Raw genomic sequence first — 19,160 nt, forward strand, 5'->3', positions numbered from 1 at the left:
TTTATACTTCCACCATCCGTTCAACGAGTGGGCGAGAAGCGTTAAGCAACACCGAGTACAACGGTGATAGTTTCTTCGTGCGCGCCACGCCTATTTCACCGGGGCCGAGGAGCCTTACGACAAGCTCAAGCGGGCGCTGCGGGCCGAAATCGACGAGGCGGCCTGGAACAGCCTCTACAGCACGGTCAGCCGTCCGTTCGCCAAACCCGAGACCGGCAAGATCGCCGTCAAGGTCATCAATCACTACGGCGATGAAGTGTTGAAGGTGTTTGAGGTATAAGGAACTTGACCCGCCAAGTTGGAATAGACAGCGCACAAGGGGGGCGGGGTCAAATCTCTGGGGCTTGCAATCGTAGACCGTGTGCGTAGCAAAATTCTTACCTGTGCAAAATGAAGGAGGGGGGTCAAACGCCATTTGCGCCCCCAGAATCCCGCTATTCCCAACGCCCCGCCACTTGACCGCTGGTCAAAAACCCCGCTTTTCGGGCCTGTTGTCGCTGCTCTGCAACCCGTCAGTCAGGCCCGCGCCGTTCAACCGGGCAGCCTTGAGCTGGTTCAACGTGTGGACACCATTAAGAGTATGCCGCGCCATGTCTGGCCCCGCTGTTGTGGACAGGTTCCCCGTCCCTGCTCGGCCGGGCCTGGTTTTTACCGGCCACATCTTATGGTCGGGAGAGAACCACGCCCATGATCCAGTCAACAACCAGAGAACAGAGCGATCCTTGAAAGAGACCTCACGGGCAGCAGAATCAGGTTCATACGAATAATTGAGATAAGTTTCGCACCTGGAGCGTTGGGGCGGGGTCAAATCTCTGGAGCTTTCAACCGTAGACCGTGCGGGAAGTCGTTTTATTCCACGTGCGAATTAAAATTTCTGAATTTTCAATTGATGGACGGGAAGGATTCTATAGAACCCCGGAAGGCTGATTATACCTCCGCGGGTGGGAAATACGGTGGGAAATTTGTTTTTACGACACAAAAATAAGGACTTGCGGATAACCGCTAAGTCCTTATTTAATAATATGGTGGGCGCTACTGGGTTCGAACCAGTGACCTCCTGCTTGTAAGGCAGGCGCTCTCGACCAGCTGAGCTAAGCACCCTGGTTCTGTCAGAGAATGATCGCCAGGGGCACCAGCACGCAGTAACCCAGCACCAGGCAGATCGGCGCCAGGGTGATCGAACCCATCCCCAGGCTCACATGCCCAATCACGATCACGATCAGGGCGACAAGGAACAGGATCAGGTTCTTCTGGCCGAACGATTTGGAAAGCTCCTCAGTCCGGGCCACGCTGCGTGCGGGTTTACGCGCGGTGCTGTCTTTGGCCATAGGGCGTTTCTCGCGTTGATGACGACTGTGATCCAAAAGGGTCAGTAACACTAACCCTGCAAATTTAATGCATTTCCTGTTGCAGTCAAGAAAGGCGTGCAACGAGCCGACTCAGGCCAGCGCCCCTGAGGGGTCGATCCCGTCCAGGTACTGCACGATATGGCTGTCGTAGGCGCTGGTGCGGCGGAACACCGCGCGGGCCAGCTTGAAACGCAACGCCAGATCCAGCGCGCCGTCATTGGCCTTGAGCTGGGCGATCACCTCGGCGTACTGGTCCGGATTGGTCAGCACGGCCACGGAACGGAAATTCTTGGCCGAGGAGCGCAGCATGGTGGGCCCCCCGATGTCGATCTGCTCCACCGCATCCTCCAGGGATATACCCGCACGGGCCACGGTCTGTTCGAACGGATAGAGGTTCACCACCACCATGTCGATCAGCTCGATCCCCATCTCGCGGCACTGGGTCATGTGCGATTCCAGCTCGCGCCGGGCCAGGATCGCCGCGTGCACCTTGGGGTGCAGGGTCTTCACCCGGCCGTCCAGCATCTCCGGGTGCCCGGTGAACATGTCCACGCTGCGAATCTCCACACCCGCCTCGGTCAGGGCACGGGCCGTGCCGCCGGTGGAGAGTATCTCCGCGCCGAAACCGCGCAGCACCTGCGCCAGCTCGACCACGCCGCTCTTGTCGTAGACGCTGATCAGCGCCCGCCTGATTTTAATCTGTTCCATCCCGCCCCTCGCCGTCTGGAAGGTCTCCGGTTGTTCAAGCCTGTGGATTGTCCTCGCCGTCCACCTCGACCACAGCGCCGCTCACCCGCGCACGCCCACGCGCCACCAGGTCCACCGCCTCGGGCAGCACCCGGTGCTCCTGGACCAGGACCCGCGCCGCCAGGGTCTCCACCGTGTCGGTATGGTAGACCGGCACCGCGCGCTGGGCGATGATCGGCCCGCGGTCGTACTGCTCGTTCACGAAATGCACGGTGCAGCCGCTCAGTTTCACCCCGGCCTCCAGCACCGCCTGGTGCACGTGGCGCCCGAACATGCCCCGCCCGCCGAAGGCGGGCAGCAGGGCCGGGTGGATGTTCAGCATGCGGTTGCTATAGGCGGCCACCACGTTGGCCGGCACCATCTTGAGGTACCCGGCCAGCACGATCAATTCCACGGCGTGCTCGCGGAACAGCTCGAGAAGCCTCTGACCGAAACTCTCGGGTGAGGTGAACTCCCTGGGCGGCGCCACCGCGGTCGGCACCGCGGCCCGGGCGGCGCGCTCCAGGGCTCCGATCCCCGGACGGTCGGCCACGACCAAGCAGACCTCGGCGCTGGCGGTGGAACCCTCGCGCAACGGGAAACGGTCGAGAAGCTGCTGCAGGTTGCTTCCCCCACCGCTGGCCATCACAGCCACTCGCATTCTTTTCATTCTCCACCCGCCGGCTGAGGTGAGAAAACCGAAACCGGAATAAACGAGTCGCGGCGAGGGTCAACCGTCCTCGCCGCGACTTTCTTAGCCTCTTGACCGGCAAAACTTTACGCCGGACTTATCTGCTCCGGCCAGGACCTCAGACCGTGATCTTCTCGTCCGGCTTGAAATCGTAGAGCACTTTCTGGTTTTCCGCATCCCAGCGGGTGCGGCAGCCCTTGAGCAGGCTCTCTGTGGCCATATGGGCGGTGATCGCCTCCTGGAACCCGTCGTCGATGTTGCACATCGTGTCGGTGTCGTTGGCCCGGATGTGGTCGACCCAGTTCTTGACGTGCAGGTAGGTGACATCCAGACGGCGGCCGTCCTGGAAGGTCCAGAGCAGGCCCTTGTTCAGGGTCCACTGGCTGGTGGCGGAGGTGACCGCCTCGATGCCCTTGCCGGCGATGTCGCGGAAAGTGATCATCGGCTCGCCCAGGCGGACCAAGCCCTGCTTGATCTGCGCGGCGTAGCGCTTGCTGCGCGGGTCGGCGAACACGTTGACCCCGTTGGTCAGGTCCATGGTGGCCTCATCGCCCATGTAAATCTGGCCGCGGTCCCACTCGCTGGCCAGCGTGGCGTTGTAGACCACTGTCAGGTCGCGGTCCGGCCACTCGTAGGCCACCTGCATCACATCCGGCACCTCACGGCGGCAGACCGGCACCTCGGTGCGCACCTGGGCGCCCTCGGGCAGCGGCTGGTCGGCGCTGATCGGCTCTCCCTGGGCGGTCATCATCGAGGCGTATTCCTTGAAGTAGTACACGCCGCCGGTGGCCACGCAGGTGGTGGGGATGCCCATGCGCATCACCATGTTGATCACGTCCAGCTCATGGGTCAGAAGGTCGCCGGACAGGCCGGTGCCGTAGTCCCAGTAGCAGCGCCAGCGGAAAAAGCGGTTGGGATCGTAGGGCACGTTGTTGGTGATGGCGACATACTGGTCCCAGTCCAGGTTGCGCGGCCCGCTGGCTGCGCTCATCGGACCGTTTTCCTTGGGGATGTCGTAGTACCAGGCGCCCTGCAAGCTGTTGCGGTTGGTGTAGCACTGGATCAGGCTGATCTTGCCCAGCAGGCCCTTATCCACCACTTCCATGGCCGAATCGTAGTGGTTGCTGTTGCGGTTCTGGTGGCCGAGCTGGAAAATGATCCCGGCTTTCTTGACCGCGTCGCGCAGCTCGAAAGCCTGCTCGATGTAGCGGGTCATGCACTTTTCCACGTACACGTGCTTGCCGGCCTCGGCCGCGGCCTTGGCGATCGGGGCATGGTAGAAATCCGGGGTGGCGATCACCACGGCGTCCACGTCCGACTGGGCCAGCAGCTCCTGGTAAGTGCGGTAGGACTTGGCCTTGCCGCCGGAGGCCTCTACAGCGCGATCCACGTGCGGGGTGAACAGATCACAGACCGCGGTGCAGCGGATATTCAGCGAGGGCTGGTCCTTGGTGCCCATGGGGATGCCGTTCTTGTCCAGCTCCTCGGCGATGAACCCGGCCGAGCGCATGATCGAGTAGCCGCGCCCGCCGATGCCGATAAAGCCGATGTTGAGGGTCTTGCCCGCCGCACTGGCCGGTACAGTCACCTGCTTTTTCTTGCGGTCGACCATCGGGCGGACCTCGGTGGTGGATTCCGAGGCTTTGAGGATCAGCTCGCGCGAGGTTTTGTCCTCTTCCTTCTTCTGGCTTACGCTGTAGGCGAAAGCCCCGACCACCGGCACTCCAGCCGCGGCCTTGAGGAACTGTCGGCGGCCGATCCCGCCGCCGTTTTCATTCTTCTTGTCTGCCATCAGATCAGTCTCCTTTTAGTTTCAGGGGCGCAAAACCATGCGTTGCACCCCGGAGGTTCGGTTCAGGCGGATGTCATTCCCGGCAGAACAGCATGTCGAACCCCAGGACCAGCCCGGAGGGGAATGCCGCCAGCACCAGGGCCGCGGCCAGTTCGACCAGGTTCTTGTTCACGATCAGGTAGCTGCCCTCGCCGGCCATGAAATGCACGCCCAGCCAGGGCGGGTTGGACAGATAGAACAGCGCCAGGAAAATGGCCGCCCCGACCGAGGCCAGGCGGGTGAACAGGCCGAGCACCAGCAGAAGACCGACTGCGGTCAGACCGTATTTCATCGATGCGTCCACGAACCCGATCATGGCCGGGTTCTTGACCAGTGCGCCGAACAACCCGGAAAACGGACCCGGCACTATGGTCAGGTATCCCGCCGCGGTCCAGCCTGAGGAGGCGATTTTCACATACCCCTCATACAGAAAATGCCAGCCGACCGCCAGGCGCAGGAAAAGAAGCAGGCCACCCTGCAACCCGGTCAGTCCCGAACCTCTGGAATTCACTTCTGCCACGTTGGACACTCGAAGTTCCCCTTGTTGAATTGTGAAATGTCTTTTTACAGAAGTGCCTGGATTAGCGGGAAAAGTCATATTAACTGAGGAACCGGTTTGAAACCGAATATTTTGCAATCTATGAGCCTTCCTTTCACCACGCAAGAAAATTTTCTGTCTAAGCAGATACCTGCCAGCGCATTAGATTTTTAACAATACCAATCGCCCGGGCCGGATTTCCCCCCCCGGGAGGGCACTGCTCCACGCCCGCCGCGGTCATGTAATACATCTATCCCAAACGACTTATACTTCGCCGGACAGTCCGCCGCCGGCAACGGATCTTCGTTCCTGACTTCACCCGGCTTGACAGTCATTTGCGGGAAAGATATCTTGTGCCGGAATCCCGGGATGCGGCAGCCGGGAGGCGACAGCCGTCCAGACCGGGACTTGTCCAGGCGCCAGGCGCTTTCAGCCGGTGGAAGCTCACGCTGCGTATTGACCTTGTTATTACAACGGGTTAGAATGGGAAATGTAACGCGCGGCCGGCTGACTGTAGCTGCCTGCCTCGGCTTTTTCTGCAACGGGCTGTCGATCTCGCTGATCGGCTCCTCGCTCGATTTTTTCGCCGCCCGTCTGGGCACGGACGTGACCGGGGTGGGAAGTGGTTTTTTCCTCCCCCTGGGCATCGCGGCGATCAGCGTGCTGTTCGCCAGCGGACCGTTGATCGACAGGTTCGGCAAGCGAGCTCTGGTGACCGCGGGCTGTCTGCTGACCGGCGGGGCCATGCCGTTGCTGCTGGCCGCGCACAACCTGGCCCAGGCCGGCGGGGCGATGTTCGTGCTGGGCGCCGGCGCCGGCATGCTGACCGGCGGGATCAACACCCTGGTCAACGATGACCTGTTCCCGGAAAACCCCGGCCCGCCGCTCAACCTGGTCAACATGTCCTTCGGGGTCGGGGCGGTGAGCCTGCCGTTCGCCGTAGGCGCGCTGGTCGCAAAACTGGGCTTTCCGGCCCTGATCCTGCTGATCACATTGTGCTGTATGATACCGGCGGTTTTGTTCGGGTTCACAACTTTTCCTCTGCCGCGCGAGGGAGCGCGTTTCCGTCTGGCCGAAAGCGGTAAGGCCCTGTCCGACCCTCTGGTGATTCAACTGGCCCTTTGCTTTTTCCTCTACGTGGGGCTGGAGTCATGCCTGGGCGCCTGGAGCCGTCCCACGGTCCGGGCGCTCTGGGGAGTGGGCGCGCCGCACGACCAGTTGATCCTATCCGGCTACTGGGGTTCCCTGGCCCTTGGGCGCAGCGTGGCCGGGACCGTTCTGCGGCGGGTCCCCAGCCAGACCCTGGTGATCTGGGCCTGCCTGGGGGCCTGCCTGGGCCTGGCCGGGTTCAGCCACGCCCCCAACCTGGCCGTGGCCTGCGCCTCGCTCTGGCTGACCGGGATGTGTTTCGCGCCGATCTTTCCCAGCAGCCTGGGGACCACCGGCAGCGTGTTCAAGCGCTACACCGGCACTATCTTTTCGGTAGTGATCGCCGCTGGCACTCTGGGCCAGACCATCCTGACCCCGGCAGTGGGACGGGTGGCGCGCAATTTCTCCTTCGGGACCGGGATGCGCGTGGCCCTGGTGCTCTGCCTGCTCCTGGCCGGCCTGCAGATCGCTGTGGGCAGGCAGTTGCGGCGACGACGGGCGGTGGCGGCGGCGACTTTGGACAAGACCGTCTGAAAGCTGTAGGAAGCGTTTTTCATAATAACCCTGAGGTGGGAGGCACGGAAAATGGAATCGATCACACGCAGGAATTTCATCGGCACATCGCTGGCCCTGGGCGGAGCGGCCCTGGCCACTTCCGGCGCTTTGAGTCCCACGGCCCTGGAGGCGGCGGCCGCCGGCGCGGAGCCCAAGTTCAAGATTTCACTGGCCGCCTGGTCGCTGCACCGCACGTTCGGCAAGGACTGGAAGAACATCGACCTGCCCCGGATCGCCCGCGAGCGCTTCGACATCGACGGCGTCGAGTTCGTCAACAGCTTCTTCGAGCTGCCCCGCATCGATTACCTCAACGACCTGAAAAAGCAGGCCTCCGACCACAACGTCACCCTGGTGCTGATCATGTGCGACGGCGAGGGCGACATGTCGAGCCCCGACAAGTCCGAGCGCATGCAGGCCGCGATCAACCACCGCAAGTGGGTGGACATCGCCCATTACCTGGGCTGCCACGCCATCCGCTGCAACGCCGGCGGCTGGAACAGCAAGCTCCCGGCTGCCGAGCTGGTCAAGAACGCCAGCGAGAGTTTCCGCGCCCTTTGCGACTACGCCCAGGAATCCGGGATCGAGATCACGATCGAAAACCACGGCGGCTACTCCTCCGACCCGGACAACCTCATCCCGCTGGTCAAGGCCGTCGACCACCCGCTGATGGGCCTGCTGCCCGACTGGGGCAATTTCCCGGAGGGCGTGGACAAGTACGCGGCCGTGGAGAAAATGCTGCCCTACGCCAAGGCCATGAGCGCCAAGTGCCACAACTTCGGGCCGGATGACAGCCACCCCGAGTTCGACCTGCGGCGCATGACCCAGGTTGTCCTGAAAGGCGGCTACCACGGTTTCATCGGCATCGAGTTCGAGGGCGATGTCCCCAAGGACGAGAACGAGGGAGTCAAGGCCTGCAAGCGCGTGCTGATGAGCCAGATCTGAGACCTGTTCTATCCCGGACCGGGCCGCGCGGAATGACCGGATCGTCCGCGCGGCCCACCGAGGCCACGACCATCCACCGCAAGGACAAAACGCTATCATGCTCGCCGAGAGCCTTTGCCCGGCCATCACCAGTGACAGGATCGACGAATGCCGGGATTTCTATGTCCGCTGCCTGGGGGCGCGGGTCGCTTTCGACTGCGGCTGGTACATCCATCTTCTGTTCGGCAGCCCGGCCGCGAGCGTGGCGTTCATGTCTCCCCGCGGTGAGCAGACTCCGGTGTTGAACCCGTCCGGCCTGACCCTGAACTTCCAGGTGCAGGACGTGGACGCCGAATACCGTCGGCTGACCGGGCTGGGACTGAGCGGCCTGAGCGCACCCGAGGACCATCCCTGGGGCGACCGCAGTTTCAGCCTGCGCGACCCGAACGGGATCGAGCTGTGCCTCTATATGGATATCGAACCGAGCGCAGAGTACAAGGAGTTCTACCGCTGAGGGCTCCGGCCTCCGGCCCTGTCCCCCGCCAGGGGACAAGCTTCCCCAGACGGCTTGTCGCGTGCTGTCTCCCTTATGCCACGGGGCGCAACGATGAGACACACTGCTGAACCCGGCCGTTCCCATCTGTCGCTGATCCTGCACATCCTGTTTTTCCTCTCCGGATTCTCGGGCCTGGTGTACGAGGTCCTCTGGACCCGCCGTTTCGGGCTCTCGTTCGGCAACACGACCTACGCCACAACCCTGGTGCTGAGCGCGTTCATGGGCGGTCTGGCCCTGGGCAGCCGCTACCTGGGCCGTCTTGCCGACCGACTGGAGGGCCGCGTCTCGGGCCTTACGCTCTACGGCTGGATGGAGATCGGCGTGGGGGTCTACTGCCTGGGCTTCGAGCGCATCCTGGCGGCCCAGGACAGCCTTTTACTCGCCATTTACCGCGCGTTCGACCCGGGCCGGGCGGCCACCCTGACGCTCAAGTTCGGCCTGGCCTTTCTGATCCTGCTTCTGCCCGCGATCCTGATGGGCGGCACCCTGCCCGTGCTGATAAAGCGACTGGGCGGCGAGCTGCGGCGGGTGGGACAGGTGACCGGCAGCCTCTATTTCATCAACTGCCTGGGTGCGGTGGCGGGCGCCCTGACTGTGGCTTTCTGGCTGGTGCCGGGCTTCGGGGTCTCGTTCAGCTACGCCGCGGCCGCCGCGCTCAATATCGCGGCCGGGGTGGGCGCCCTGGCTCTGCGCACCCGCGCGGACCGTCCGCCGGAAAGCCCGGCCGAAGCCGCCGCTGTCGCCGAGGACCCGGCGGACATGGAGCCGGCCTCCGCGCCGGAGGCCGGCCTGCGCTGGGCCCTGGCCGGAATCTTTGTCAGCGGGCTCACCGCCATGCTCTACCAGGTGGCCTGGGTGCGTCTGCTCTCGCTGGTGCTGGGCTCCTCCACCTACTCGTTCGCCCTGATGGTGGCGGCGTTCATCAGCGGGATCGCCCTGGGCAGCCTGCTCGTGGCCCGCTTTATGACGCGTATCCGCAGCGCCGCGGCCCTGTTCGGCCTCTGCCAGACCGGGATCGGCCTGGCCGTGCTGGCCATGCTCCCCACCTACAGCCGTCTGCCCCTGTTTTTCCTGGCCAGCCGGGCCGCGATCAATTTCGGCTACGGGGCGCACGAAATCTTTAAATACGTAGTCTGCCTGGGCGTGATGCTCGTGCCCACCACCCTGTTCGGGATGGGTTTCCCCCTGGTGAGCCGTCTGGCCGCGCTCTCGACACGCGGCCTGGCCGGGCGGATCGGGAATGTCTACGCCCTGAACACGGCGGGCAATATCCTGGGCGCGGCGCTGGGCGGGCTGGCGCTCATTCCGCTTTTGGGCCTCAAGGCCACCCTGGAGACTGCGGTGACGCTGAACCTGTTGGCCGGAGCGACAATCCTTCTTGCCCTGGGCCCGGAGCGCCGTCAGCTCGCACGCCGGGCGCTGATAGTCAGCGCGGCCGGGGCCGCTCTTTACCTGGGCCTCGCCCCAGGCTGGGACCGGCAGCTGCTCACCAGCGGGGTCTACCGTATCCATTCCGTGGGCGCGGATGCCGCCGCGCACCTGGCCGCAGCCAGCCGCCGCGAGCTGCTGTTCTACCGTGAGGGCGTCTCGGCGGTGGTCACGGTGGAGCGCAGCGACTCGCTCACCTCGCTGACCGTGAACGGCAAGACCGACGCCTCCACCGGGCTGGACATGCCGACCCAGCTGCTGCAGGCGCACCTTCCCATGCTGCTGCACCCGGCCCCGCGGCGGGTGCTGGTGATCGGCGCGGGCAGCGGCGTGACTTGTGGCGCGGCCCTGGCCCACCCCGAGCTGCAACAGCTTGTCTGCGTGGAGATTTCACCCGAGGTGCTCGAAGCGAGCCGTCTGTTCGCCCCCTGGAACCGCCGCTACTGGGAGGACCCGCGGGTGCGCACCGTGGTGGAGGACGGACGCGAGTTCGTGTTCCGCGGGCCGGAACAGTTCGAGGTCATCACCAGCGAGCCCTCCAACCCCTGGATCGCCGGGATCGGCAACCTCTACACCCGCGAATTCTACTCCTGCTGCCGCGCCCGCCTGACCGCCGAGGGCGTGTTCTGCCAGTGGATACACCTGTACGAGATGGAGGAGGGCGTGCTGAAGACCATCCTGCGCACGTTCCTCGAGGCTTTCCCCCAGGCCGTGGCGTTCAGCTCGGTGGAGAATAACGACCTGCTGCTTATCGGCACGGCCGGGCCGCTGAGTGTGGATTTCGCGGACCTCCAGCGGCGGATGGCGCAGCCGGAGGTGGCCGCGGATTTGAAAGCCATCGGCCTGGAGCGGCCGTTTGTCCTGCTCACCACCCAGGTGTTCGACAACCCGGCCCTCCGGCGCTGGGCCGGGATCGGGCCGCTCAACACGGACAATTTCCCGCGGGTGGAGTACCTGGCCCCGCGCGGGTTTTTCCTGGCCGAGCGGGTGGTCCTGCCCGAGCGGGACCGCCTGAGCCCGCAGGGCTCCACACTTCTACGGCAATGGTTGAAAGATCACACGCCGCAGGTGAAGGATTTCCTGGGTCTGGCGCGCTACCAGAGCCGCAGCGGCTACACCGGAATGATGTACGCGGCGCTGCAGGATGCCCTGGCCCTGGAGCCGCGCGACCCCGAGGCCCTGGAGCTCATGGCCCGCCTGTTGACCGGGCGGAAGAAATACGCCGAGGCCGCGGCTGTGCTGGACAGCCTCAACGCCACCGCCGCGCTGAGCGCAGCCGGGATGCTCAACCTGCGCTTCCCGGTGGCCCTGGCCCTGGATGAGCGCAGCGCCGCCTCGTTCGTGCACCCGCCGGATTTCTCGCTCTCGCTGGCGATCAAGACCGCCTTGACCGAGTTGGAGCCCACGCGCAGCCTGCACCGTTTCGACCTGGGGGACATCCTCTGCCGCCTGGAGGACTACCCCCGGGCCGAGGCGCAGTTCGATCTGGCCCTCCAGTTGCGTGAGGCCGACACCGACCCGTCGGCCCCCGACCGAGCGATCCTTTTTCAGCGGGCCGGGCAGGCCGCCCTGGATGCCGGTGCGTTCGACCGGGCGGCGGCCTGGTTCGCCCGCTACGCGCGGGAATTCCCGGACGATCCGCTCGGGCCGGCCATGCAGCGCCTGGTGATCCTCGAACGCCTGGGCGCCTCCGGCCAGACTGTGGATGCCACCACGCTGCGCAAAGCCCTGGGGGATTGAGAGCAACCGGTTGTTTCGCTCAGGGCAGTCGCCATCCAGCATGAACGGACCTTCGCGAGAGTCAGGCTCAAGCGCCTCCCCCTTTGGCAAGGGGGATCGATGGGGATTTATTCCTTTAAATCGGGCACGGCATGCCGTGCCCCTACACCAGAAGGCCTCGCCTTTCGTAGGGGCGAACCTTGTGTTCGCCCGGCATTTTTCCAGCCTGGGGATATGCGCCATTCGCCGCCGACTGTGCCGCTTTCAGCCGAAACTCCGGCCAAAGAGGGTCCCGAAATCCTGTTGTCTTGACAAATACAGCTAAAAAAGCCCGAAAATCCAGTGGCTGAAATGCAAAATCCAATTTTTCTTTCAAAATGCACGCGGCTGTGATAGAATTTTTTCAGACTGAAAGAGCGGTCTCCGTCTCTACCGCCCGTGGATCAAGGCTCGCGGAACGGGATTGAAAATGGTCTGAGAATTGCTTTATCCATAGACGTGGTTTTTGCGCCCCTTAACCCCAACCAAGGAGTTCATATGACAAAAATCCGTTCCAACCAGGGTTTCACCCTGATCGAACTGCTGATCGTGGTGGTGATTATCGGCATCCTGGCAACGATCCTGATCTCCAAGTTCACCGGGGCTAAGGACTCGGCCTACCTGGCGCATTCCAACACCATGGCCGAGGCGGTCAAGACAGCGGCCCTCAGCTACAGCACCTCACGTATCGACGGCGCCGCTCCGACCAAGATCAGCCAGTTGCAAAAGATCAATCCCGATATCGCCGCCACGGTCAACAACATGAAACTGACCATCAACGGCAGTGTCCTGACCATCGACAACACCAAGATCACCGAGAGCACCAAGGCTCAGGTGAACCTCAAGACAGGCGCGGTCACCCCGGCCTCACTGGTCGAGTAACAGCCAGTACGGTTCTTCCCGCGTGACGGGAGGACACAGATCTTCCTGCGAGAACAATTCGGCCAGGGGATTGTGTCCTCCTTTTTTTTTCTGGGCGCTATTGAGATTGACTCTACGGCGGCAAAGCTGGTAAAATCAAAAAGGGAAAGGTTTTATTCTTTTCTGCCGGTTTTCCTTGTGACAAGGAATCTCAAAGACGCCTTCTGTTTTCGTTTCGGTGAAAGCAGAATGGAGATTTCTAATTTCCTTAATTCAGGATGGTTTCCGGCAAAACCGGGCGGCTCAACTACTGCGGACAGAACGCCGATGCACGCCGAGCGCGGATTCACCATAATCGAGCTGATGCTGGTCATCACGATCCTGGCCATAGTCATCACTGCGGGCGCGCCGCGCTTTTCGTATTTCATCCAGGAGGTGCGGCTGAAAAACAGTGCGCGCCAGGTGGCGGTCTCGTTCCAGACCGCGCGGCTCAAGGCGATCAACGGCAACCGCCGCTGCTTCATCGATTTCGCGCCCGCCGGCCTTACCCCGGCCGACAGTTTCTACACCATGTGGCTGGACATGGACGGCAACCAGACGCGCGGCACGGGCGAGATCGACAGCGTGCGCCTGGCCATGCCGGAGTCCAAGGCCGGCATCCGCGGCTGGCGTATCTCGCGGGATGCGCGTTTCGGTGCGAGCGGCGTGGCCGGCGGCCCGGAGGGCCGCACCCTTCCGGGGGACGGGGTCGATTTCGGCGGCGCCGACCGGGTGGGGTTCAGCTCCCGCGGCGAGGCCACCGCTCCCGGAGCCGTGTACCTGTGCGGGCCCTCCGGCTCCAACTACGCCATAACCGTGGGCAACCTGGGCAGCGTGCGTCTGTGGCGCTGGGAGAGTGGGCAATGGAAGTGAGGGCGCGATACCTGTCCGACCGGCGGGGCTTTTCGCTGGTGGAGGTGATGCTGGCGCTGATGATCGGCGCGGTGGGCCTTCTGGCCCTGGCCGGCATGCTGGCCAATGTCATGCGCACCAACCGCGCCGCCACCGACATCTCGATCGCCACCGCCCTGGCGCGCCAGAAAATCGAGCAGATCAAGCTGACCGACTACACCCAGGTGCACAGCCAGACCGAGAGCAGCCTGGATCAGAACGGCGCCGCCACGGGCGGCAAGTTCACCCGGGTGACCACGGTGACCGAGAACGCCGCCGGCTACAACACCAAGACCGTGAGCGTGGCCGTGTTTTTCAGCCCCAGCCTGAGCGACACTCTCAAGCGGGCGGTGATCACCACGATCATCTACCCCTGACCCGGACCGAGCACGATGCGCCCACGCCTGGACAAAGCTGCGCCGGGTTTCAGCCTGATCGAGATGCTGATCGGCCTGACCATCACCATGCTGATCGTGGGCGCGTTCATCAACCTCCTGATCAACCAGAACCGCTCCTACAGCAGCGAGAGCCTGCGCCAGGAGATGAACCTCAACGGCCGGATCGGCCTGGACGAGGTCGAGCGCGAGGCCATGAACGCCGGCACCGGGCTGCCCGGGCTGTTCTCCGCGGTGCAGGTGCGTAACGGCGGCGCGACTCTGCCCGACACGATCACGTTCCTCTACGTGCCCCAGACCGCGATCCACCTGCGTTTCGCCACCAGCCCGCCGCCCAACGCCAGCGCCAACAGCCTCAAGCTCTCCAGCGACTCGGACGTGGGCGACCTGGTGGTGGGCGACCAGCTCATCATATTCGATGAGGTGGATTTCAATGTCATCGAGGTGACCAGTATCAACGTGCCCTCCAAAACGGTCGTGTTCGTGCCGCCGCGGGGGGTGAACACCCCGTCCGGCCTGGCCAAGGCCTATGACCCGGCCACGGCGATAATCACACGGGTGACGATCCGCTCGATCACCGTGGACCGCACGGATGCCGCCCACCCGAAGCTGGTCAAGTTCAGCGGCGGAACCAGCCTGGGCACCGTGGCCGAGGACATCGAGAACCTCCAGGCCACGATAGTGTTCGAGGACGGGGACACGGCCGCGGTGGCCAACGATGCGGACGGCGACAACAGCAACGACTCGATGGACCTGCGGGCGATAAAGGTCAGCCTGACCGCGCGCAGCTCCCGTGCCGACTCGCGCTACCAGGAGGGCGACCACTACTGGCGCCAGGCGTTCGGCACCATGATCGCCCCGCGGAACATCATCTATTAGAGGAGGCGCCATGAAGGGCTGGAAAGCGTTGGATGCAGCGCTTCGGCGGCGCGTTCAAGGCAGCCGGCTGGCCGACCGCCGGGGCGTGGCCCTGATCACCATGATGCTGCTTCTCACCGCCCTGACCATGCTCGCTATCGGCGCGGTGGTGATCAGCTCCATCGACATGCAACTGGCCGGCAACTACTACCAGAACAGCCGCGCGTTCTACGCCGCCGAGGCCGGGGTGGAAAAAGCCCTCTCCGACATCCAGAGCCTGCTGGACGGCCAGGGCACGGTCACGGACGCCGAGCTGGCCACGATTGTCCCGCCCACGATCGACAATTTCACTTTCGAGCAGTTCACGGTGGTCCGCTCCGCCGCCGCCTACGTGGACACCGTGGACAGCGGCCCCTACATGGGCATGCTCAGCCTCAACCAGCCGATCACGATCACCTCGCGCGTGGTGGGTACGGGCAACAGCCGCTACTCGATCGTGGTGCAGGTGGAGGGCCTGCAGATACCGATCTTCCAGTTCGGCGTGTTCTACGACGACAGCCTGGAGATCCACAACGGCGCGGCGATGGATTTCATCGGGCGGGTGCACACCAACGCCTCGCTGTTCCTGGGCACCAGCGCCACCACCACTTTCCACCGAAACATCACCGCCGCCGGCGACCTCTACCGTTTCCGCATCTGGAACCACGAGACTTTCGGCGGTGCGATCTCCATCGAGCGGCCGGACGCAACGTTGCTGGCCCTGACCTACGACAGCCAGAACTACGTGGGCAACGACGCCGGCTGGGTGCAGCGCACGACCACGGATTTCCAGGGACGGCTGCGCACGCGGGCGCACAATGTCACCCCACTGGGCATGCCGATCCCACGCACCATCCCGCCGATCCAGATCATCAAGCGGCGGGACGGGGCCGACGGGGTGGCGCTCAAGAGCGAAAAGCTGGACTGGAAAGCCGACCTGCGCATCTACGCCAACTCGGCCCTCTCAACGGTCACTATCCTGGACAGAAACGGCGCGGGCAAGGTCCTGGTCGACCCCACCGCGGTGAGTACGGCCTACGATGCGTTCTACGACGACCGCGAGCAGCAGTGGACCGACCTGGTGCGCATCGATGTCTCCAAGCTCAACGTGGCCGACCTGGGCGCCGGGGTGGTGTATGTTTCGGTCCAGGAGCAGGCCGGCCGTCACAAGGGGGTCCAGCTTTATAACGCCGGCACTCTGCCCGCTGCAATGACCGTGGCCTCCGACAACGCGATCTACATCCAGGGCAACTACAACACCACCAACTGGAAACCCTCGGCCGTGATCGCCGACGCCGTGAACCTGCTCTCGGGCTCCTGGACCAACGCCGCCAACCACAACACCAACGCCTCTCCCAACGCCGGCAGCGCCAGCACCTACAACGTGGCGATCCTGAGCGGGGACACGCAGAACACCGCGCAGTACAACGGCGGGCTGGAGAATTTCCCCCGTTTCCTGGAGAACTGGAACAGCGCCAACTGCAACATCACCGGCTCGTTCGTCAACCTCTACCTGAGCGACAACGCGGTCGGGGCCTGGGTCTACGGCAACCCGGTCTACAACGCCCCCACCCGCAACTGGGCCTTTGATTTAAATTTCCTGGACTTCAACAAGCTGCCGCCCGGCACGCCCTCAGTGGGCACGGTGCTGCGCATCGCGTTCCGGCAGGAGTTTTTCGAGTAGGGCCCAACCCCGGGAAATTGATCCGACCCCCAATATTATTGCAGGAAAAGACAATGAGTCTGATCGCGGAAGAAAGCGCTGCCGCCAGCCCTGGGGAAAGACTGCTGGTCTGGGCCCTGGTCGCGACCGCGCTTGCAGCCTGCTTTGTCCGGCTGTTTTTTGGAGTCGATCTGACCGATGAAGCATACTATGCCGCCCTGGCCTCTGTCTTTGCCAACGGCAACCTCCCCTTCCGCGACAACTGGGACGCCCACCAGACCAGCGCCATCCTCTACACCCCTCTTGTCATGGCCTACCGGGCGTTCCAAGGGGATTTCAGTGGCCTGATTCTTTTCATGCGCCTGATGTTTTTCTGTTACAACATACTGTTCGGCATGCTGCTTTACTGCCTGCTCAGGCGGCCGCTGGGTTTCAAAGCCCTGCTCCTGGCCCTGCCCCTGGCCGTGTTCGCGCCCTACTCGCTTTACACTTTCAGCTACAACAGCTTGCACTACAGCCTGGCCACGGCAGGCTGCTTTCTGGTGTTCGGGGCGACACTCTCTTCCGGCCGGCGCAGAATGGCTCTGCTGGCCGCAGCCGGCGCAGCCCACGGCCTGGCCGTGTTCGCCTATCCCTCCGCCCTGGCGCTTTTCATCCTTAACGCGGCGATCGTGCTCGTGCTGTTCCGTAACCTGGAGCCGCAGGAGCACTGCAGAAGAGGGCTGCACGCCTTCCTGGCCTACACCCTCGCCGCAGCCGTCACTCTGGCCGCCCTGCTGGCCGGCCTGGCGCTCTATGTCGGAGTGCCGGCTTTGGTGCAGGGCGTGCAGGGTTTCCTGGCCTACAACGATGAGCTGTACCGGGTGCTCAGCCCGCGCATGCGCTGGATCAAAATCGGGCAGCTGTTCCTGCTGCCGTTCACTCCGTTCTTCCTGATAAAAGTCATCCTGATCGCGGCCTGGAACGCTGTCCTTCTCAAACAGTTCAAAAAAAGCAAAAACGCTTTCCTGATGTACCTGACCGGCGGCTTCCTGCTGCTGATAGCGTATGTCGCATTGCGCCTTCCCGCAGGCGCGGCCAACGGGAACAACCTGTACGGTCTGTCGGAGTTCACGGCCTTTTCCGCCCTGGCGGCCCCGTGGCTCAGGTTCCACACCGTTCGGCACAGGAAGCTCTTCGACCTGCTTCTGATAACGGTCGGCCTGCCGTCAACGGCGCTCTGGCTGGAGTCGTTCTGGGTTTCGATGGCGCGGGCCTCGACCTGCTCGTACCTGCTGGTCGCCCCCAGCCTGCTGACCGCGGTCTTCATCGCCCTTCTGGTCGAGGAGCACTGGCAGCCACGCCGCCCCTCTTTCAGCCCCCGGCGGGCCTCCGCGGCGGCCGGGCTGGCCTGTCTCGCCGCGGTGTCCGGCCTGTTCCTGTTCCTGTTCTACGGGACTGTCTACCGTGACGGCCGGATATGGACCCTGACCTCGTGGCTGGAAACCGGCCTGTACCGGGGGATTTTCACCCTGCCAGCCCGGCAACAGGCGCTCCAGCGGCTGGACAGCACGCTGGCCCGCATCGCCGATCCCTCGAAAACCGTGCTGGCACTCGATCACGCACCCTATTTCTACCCCATGAGCCGGATGCGGCCTTGCACGCCCTCCTGCATGGAGGTGACCTGCACCCATTACGGCAAACCGCTCTGGCAGCCGGCCTTCCTGTTTTTCGGGACACACGGCGGCTGGCCGGACAGGATTGTCCTGCTCGGGGAGGACGGAAACAAAGTGCTGGAGATTCCAGGTTTCGAGTTGGGCGATTTCATCCGGGAGCATTACGCGGAAATCTACCGTGACGATTCAGAGCCGTTCCGGCGGCGAGTGCTGGACAGGAGGTGAGGGGCTTTTCAGAAGGCGTAGCCGAGTGAGACCCGCTGGGTCTGGGCCAGGTCGCGGTGGCCGATCCAGGCATAGTCGAGGCTCAGCGCGCGCACGGTCAGGCCCGCGCCGAAAGTGGGGTTGCGTTCATCCAGCCCGGCGCGCAGGGCCAGACGGTGATACAGCTCGTACTCCGCGCCCAGGTGCAACAGGCTCATGTAGTAGGCCTCGGAGCTGCCGTAGTTGGCCTTGCGCCGCTCCACCGGGACCGAGACCTCCACGGCCGCGTTCAGCAGCCCGCCCGGCACGGCCAGGCCCTCGGCCAGGGCCGCCCCGGCCGAAATCCAGGGCTTGATGTACTCGCGCTTGCCGGTGGACCAGGCCAGGAAACTGGTGGTCACATCCCGGGCCGACAGGCTCACGAGCAGCGGCAGCTTGAGCTCCACCGCCCGGATCAGCCCCAGGTCGAAGCCGAACCCGGTGGCGGTGGCCCCCCACTGGCGCTCGTGCAGCAGTTTCACGTTCGCCCCCAGCCATGTCTTCTCATCCAGACGGCGCGCCGCACCGGCCAGCAGGGCGAAATCGTTCTTCGAGCTGTAGCGTTCGATGTAGGGACGGTTGTCCGGGCCGGGCTCCTGGGTCGGGTCGGGAAGCGCCGTGATCGGGATGCCGCCCACGCCCAGGTGGATCAGGCCGAAGCCGAAAGCTGTGGCCGGGCCGCTCCCGGTCAGACGGTGCGACCAGCCCAGGAAATTGTAATCCACGTCCCCGCCGAACCGTTCGCTGTGCATGAACATCGCCCGGTTGAGCCTCTGGCCCCTGCCGCGGGCAAGCCCGGCCGGGTTCCAGTAAAGCGCCTCGGCGCCCTCGGCCAGTGTGTGGTAGGCGCTGCCCAGACCCAGCCCGCGCGCACCCACGCCCACGCTGAACGATTCGCCGGCGTACTTGCTCTGTGCGGCCAGCGGTGCGGCGGCGGCCAGCAGCAAAACCAGCCCGCTCAGAAGGCCGTTCAGGCCGGAAAACTGTATTCCTGGACGAATTTTCATCCTTTTT

The 19,160-nt window shown here is 63.8% G+C and carries 16 protein-coding genes and 1 tRNA gene; 10 read left to right on the top strand and 7 right to left on the bottom strand.

The features are described 5' to 3' along the window. Nucleotides 1-1,023: 1,023 nt before the first annotated feature. The 6 genes from LLH00_18405 to LLH00_18430 form a co-directional block, all read right to left on the bottom strand. Nucleotides 1,024-1,101, bottom strand: a tRNA-Val gene (locus LLH00_18405). A gap of 8 nt (nucleotides 1,102-1,109) precedes the next feature. Beyond that, nucleotides 1,110-1,328, bottom strand: coding sequence for a hypothetical protein (locus LLH00_18410; protein MCE5273255.1), 219 nt, complete (start codon nucleotides 1,326-1,328; stop codon nucleotides 1,110-1,112). Nucleotides 1,329-1,439: 111 nt separating this feature from the next. After that, nucleotides 1,440-2,057 carry an IMP cyclohydrolase gene (locus LLH00_18415; GenBank protein MCE5273256.1) on the bottom strand — a complete coding sequence of 206 codons (618 nt, stop codon included), beginning with the start codon at nucleotides 2,055-2,057 and terminating at the stop codon, nucleotides 1,440-1,442. Between the two features lie 34 nt (nucleotides 2,058-2,091). Further along, nucleotides 2,092-2,745: a phosphoribosylglycinamide formyltransferase gene (gene purN, locus LLH00_18420; protein ID MCE5273257.1), complete on the bottom strand. Its 654-nt coding sequence runs from the start codon at nucleotides 2,743-2,745 to the stop codon at nucleotides 2,092-2,094. A 139-nt stretch (nucleotides 2,746-2,884) separates the two neighbouring features. Next, complete coding sequence (locus LLH00_18425) at nucleotides 2,885-4,558, bottom strand: Gfo/Idh/MocA family oxidoreductase (GenBank protein MCE5273258.1); 1,674 nt, start codon at nucleotides 4,556-4,558, stop codon at nucleotides 2,885-2,887. A 73-nt stretch (nucleotides 4,559-4,631) separates the two neighbouring features. Then, nucleotides 4,632-5,126 (bottom strand): DoxX family membrane protein, encoded by a 495-nt coding sequence (locus tag LLH00_18430; protein MCE5273259.1) that lies wholly within the window; start codon nucleotides 5,124-5,126, stop codon nucleotides 4,632-4,634. Between the two features lie 492 nt (nucleotides 5,127-5,618). Here LLH00_18430 and LLH00_18435 point away from each other — a divergent pair, with 492 nt between their 5' ends. The 10 genes from LLH00_18435 (at nucleotide 5,619) to LLH00_18480 (ending at nucleotide 18,128) form a co-directional block, all read left to right on the top strand. Further along, nucleotides 5,619-6,818, top strand: a complete 1,200-nt coding sequence (locus LLH00_18435) for an MFS transporter (GenBank protein ID MCE5273260.1) — start codon at nucleotides 5,619-5,621, stop codon at nucleotides 6,816-6,818. A gap of 51 nt (nucleotides 6,819-6,869) precedes the next feature. Next, on the top strand, nucleotides 6,870-7,781 hold the full coding sequence (locus LLH00_18440; protein ID MCE5273261.1) for a sugar phosphate isomerase/epimerase: 912 nt from the start codon (nucleotides 6,870-6,872) through the stop codon (nucleotides 7,779-7,781). Nucleotides 7,782-7,878: 97 nt separating this feature from the next. Further along, nucleotides 7,879-8,274 (top strand): VOC family protein, encoded by a 396-nt coding sequence (locus tag LLH00_18445; protein MCE5273262.1) that lies wholly within the window; start codon nucleotides 7,879-7,881, stop codon nucleotides 8,272-8,274. A 93-nt stretch (nucleotides 8,275-8,367) separates the two neighbouring features. Beyond that, entirely contained in the window at nucleotides 8,368-11,484 is a 3,117-nt protein-coding gene (locus LLH00_18450; protein ID MCE5273263.1) for a fused MFS/spermidine synthase, read from the top strand. Nucleotides 11,485-12,000: 516 nt separating this feature from the next. After that, a complete protein-coding gene (locus LLH00_18455; protein ID MCE5273264.1) occupies nucleotides 12,001-12,384 on the top strand; it encodes a prepilin-type N-terminal cleavage/methylation domain-containing protein in 384 nt (127 codons plus the stop codon). Nucleotides 12,385-12,690: 306 nt separating this feature from the next. Next, entirely contained in the window at nucleotides 12,691-13,275 is a 585-nt protein-coding gene (locus LLH00_18460) for a GspH/FimT family pseudopilin (protein ID MCE5273265.1), read from the top strand. Beyond that, nucleotides 13,266-13,670 carry a prepilin-type N-terminal cleavage/methylation domain-containing protein gene (locus LLH00_18465; protein MCE5273266.1) on the top strand — a complete coding sequence of 135 codons (405 nt, stop codon included), beginning with the start codon at nucleotides 13,266-13,268 and terminating at the stop codon, nucleotides 13,668-13,670. Before LLH00_18460 ends, LLH00_18465 begins: the two co-directional genes overlap by 10 nt. Before the next feature lie 15 nt (nucleotides 13,671-13,685). Continuing rightward, entirely contained in the window at nucleotides 13,686-14,567 is an 882-nt protein-coding gene (locus LLH00_18470) for a hypothetical protein (GenBank protein MCE5273267.1), read from the top strand. Nucleotides 14,568-14,577: 10 nt separating this feature from the next. Further along, complete coding sequence (locus LLH00_18475) at nucleotides 14,578-16,269, top strand: hypothetical protein (protein ID MCE5273268.1); 1,692 nt, start codon at nucleotides 14,578-14,580, stop codon at nucleotides 16,267-16,269. 53 nt (nucleotides 16,270-16,322) lie between these two features. After that, entirely contained in the window at nucleotides 16,323-18,128 is a 1,806-nt protein-coding gene (locus LLH00_18480) for a hypothetical protein (GenBank protein ID MCE5273269.1), read from the top strand. A gap of 8 nt (nucleotides 18,129-18,136) precedes the next feature. Here LLH00_18480 and LLH00_18485 read toward each other — a convergent pair. Beyond that, nucleotides 18,137-19,160, bottom strand: a 1,024-nt coding sequence (locus LLH00_18485; GenBank protein ID MCE5273270.1) for a hypothetical protein, incomplete at its 5' end; no start/stop codon positions are given.

The organism is bacterium (assembly GCA_021372515.1).
GTDB lineage: Bacteria > Gemmatimonadota > Glassbacteria > GWA2-58-10 > GWA2-58-10 > JAJFUG01.

Bases quoted from the DNA above. Each gene is read 5' to 3' on its own strand.
- LLH00_18410 (MCE5273255.1), bottom strand. From the start codon at position 1,328: ATGGCCAAAGACAGCACCGCGCGTAAACCCGCACGCAGCGTGGCCCGG.
- LLH00_18415 (MCE5273256.1), bottom strand. From the start codon at position 2,057: ATGGAACAGATTAAAATCAGGCGGGCGCTGATCAGCGTCTACGACAAG.
- purN (MCE5273257.1), bottom strand. From the start codon at position 2,745: ATGAAAAGAATGCGAGTGGCTGTGATGGCCAGCGGTGGGGGAAGCAAC.
- LLH00_18425 (MCE5273258.1), bottom strand. From the start codon at position 4,558: ATGGCAGACAAGAAGAATGAAAACGGCGGCGGGATCGGCCGCCGACAG.
- LLH00_18435 (MCE5273260.1), top strand. From the start codon at position 5,619: ATGGGAAATGTAACGCGCGGCCGGCTGACTGTAGCTGCCTGCCTCGGC.
- LLH00_18440 (MCE5273261.1), top strand. From the start codon at position 6,870: ATGGAATCGATCACACGCAGGAATTTCATCGGCACATCGCTGGCCCTG.
- LLH00_18445 (MCE5273262.1), top strand. From the start codon at position 7,879: ATGCTCGCCGAGAGCCTTTGCCCGGCCATCACCAGTGACAGGATCGAC.
- LLH00_18450 (MCE5273263.1), top strand. From the start codon at position 8,368: ATGAGACACACTGCTGAACCCGGCCGTTCCCATCTGTCGCTGATCCTG.
- LLH00_18455 (MCE5273264.1), top strand. From the start codon at position 12,001: ATGACAAAAATCCGTTCCAACCAGGGTTTCACCCTGATCGAACTGCTG.
- LLH00_18460 (MCE5273265.1), top strand. From the start codon at position 12,691: ATGCACGCCGAGCGCGGATTCACCATAATCGAGCTGATGCTGGTCATC.
- LLH00_18465 (MCE5273266.1), top strand. From the start codon at position 13,266: ATGGAAGTGAGGGCGCGATACCTGTCCGACCGGCGGGGCTTTTCGCTG.
- LLH00_18470 (MCE5273267.1), top strand. From the start codon at position 13,686: ATGCGCCCACGCCTGGACAAAGCTGCGCCGGGTTTCAGCCTGATCGAG.
- LLH00_18475 (MCE5273268.1), top strand. From the start codon at position 14,578: ATGAAGGGCTGGAAAGCGTTGGATGCAGCGCTTCGGCGGCGCGTTCAA.
- LLH00_18480 (MCE5273269.1), top strand. From the start codon at position 16,323: ATGAGTCTGATCGCGGAAGAAAGCGCTGCCGCCAGCCCTGGGGAAAGA.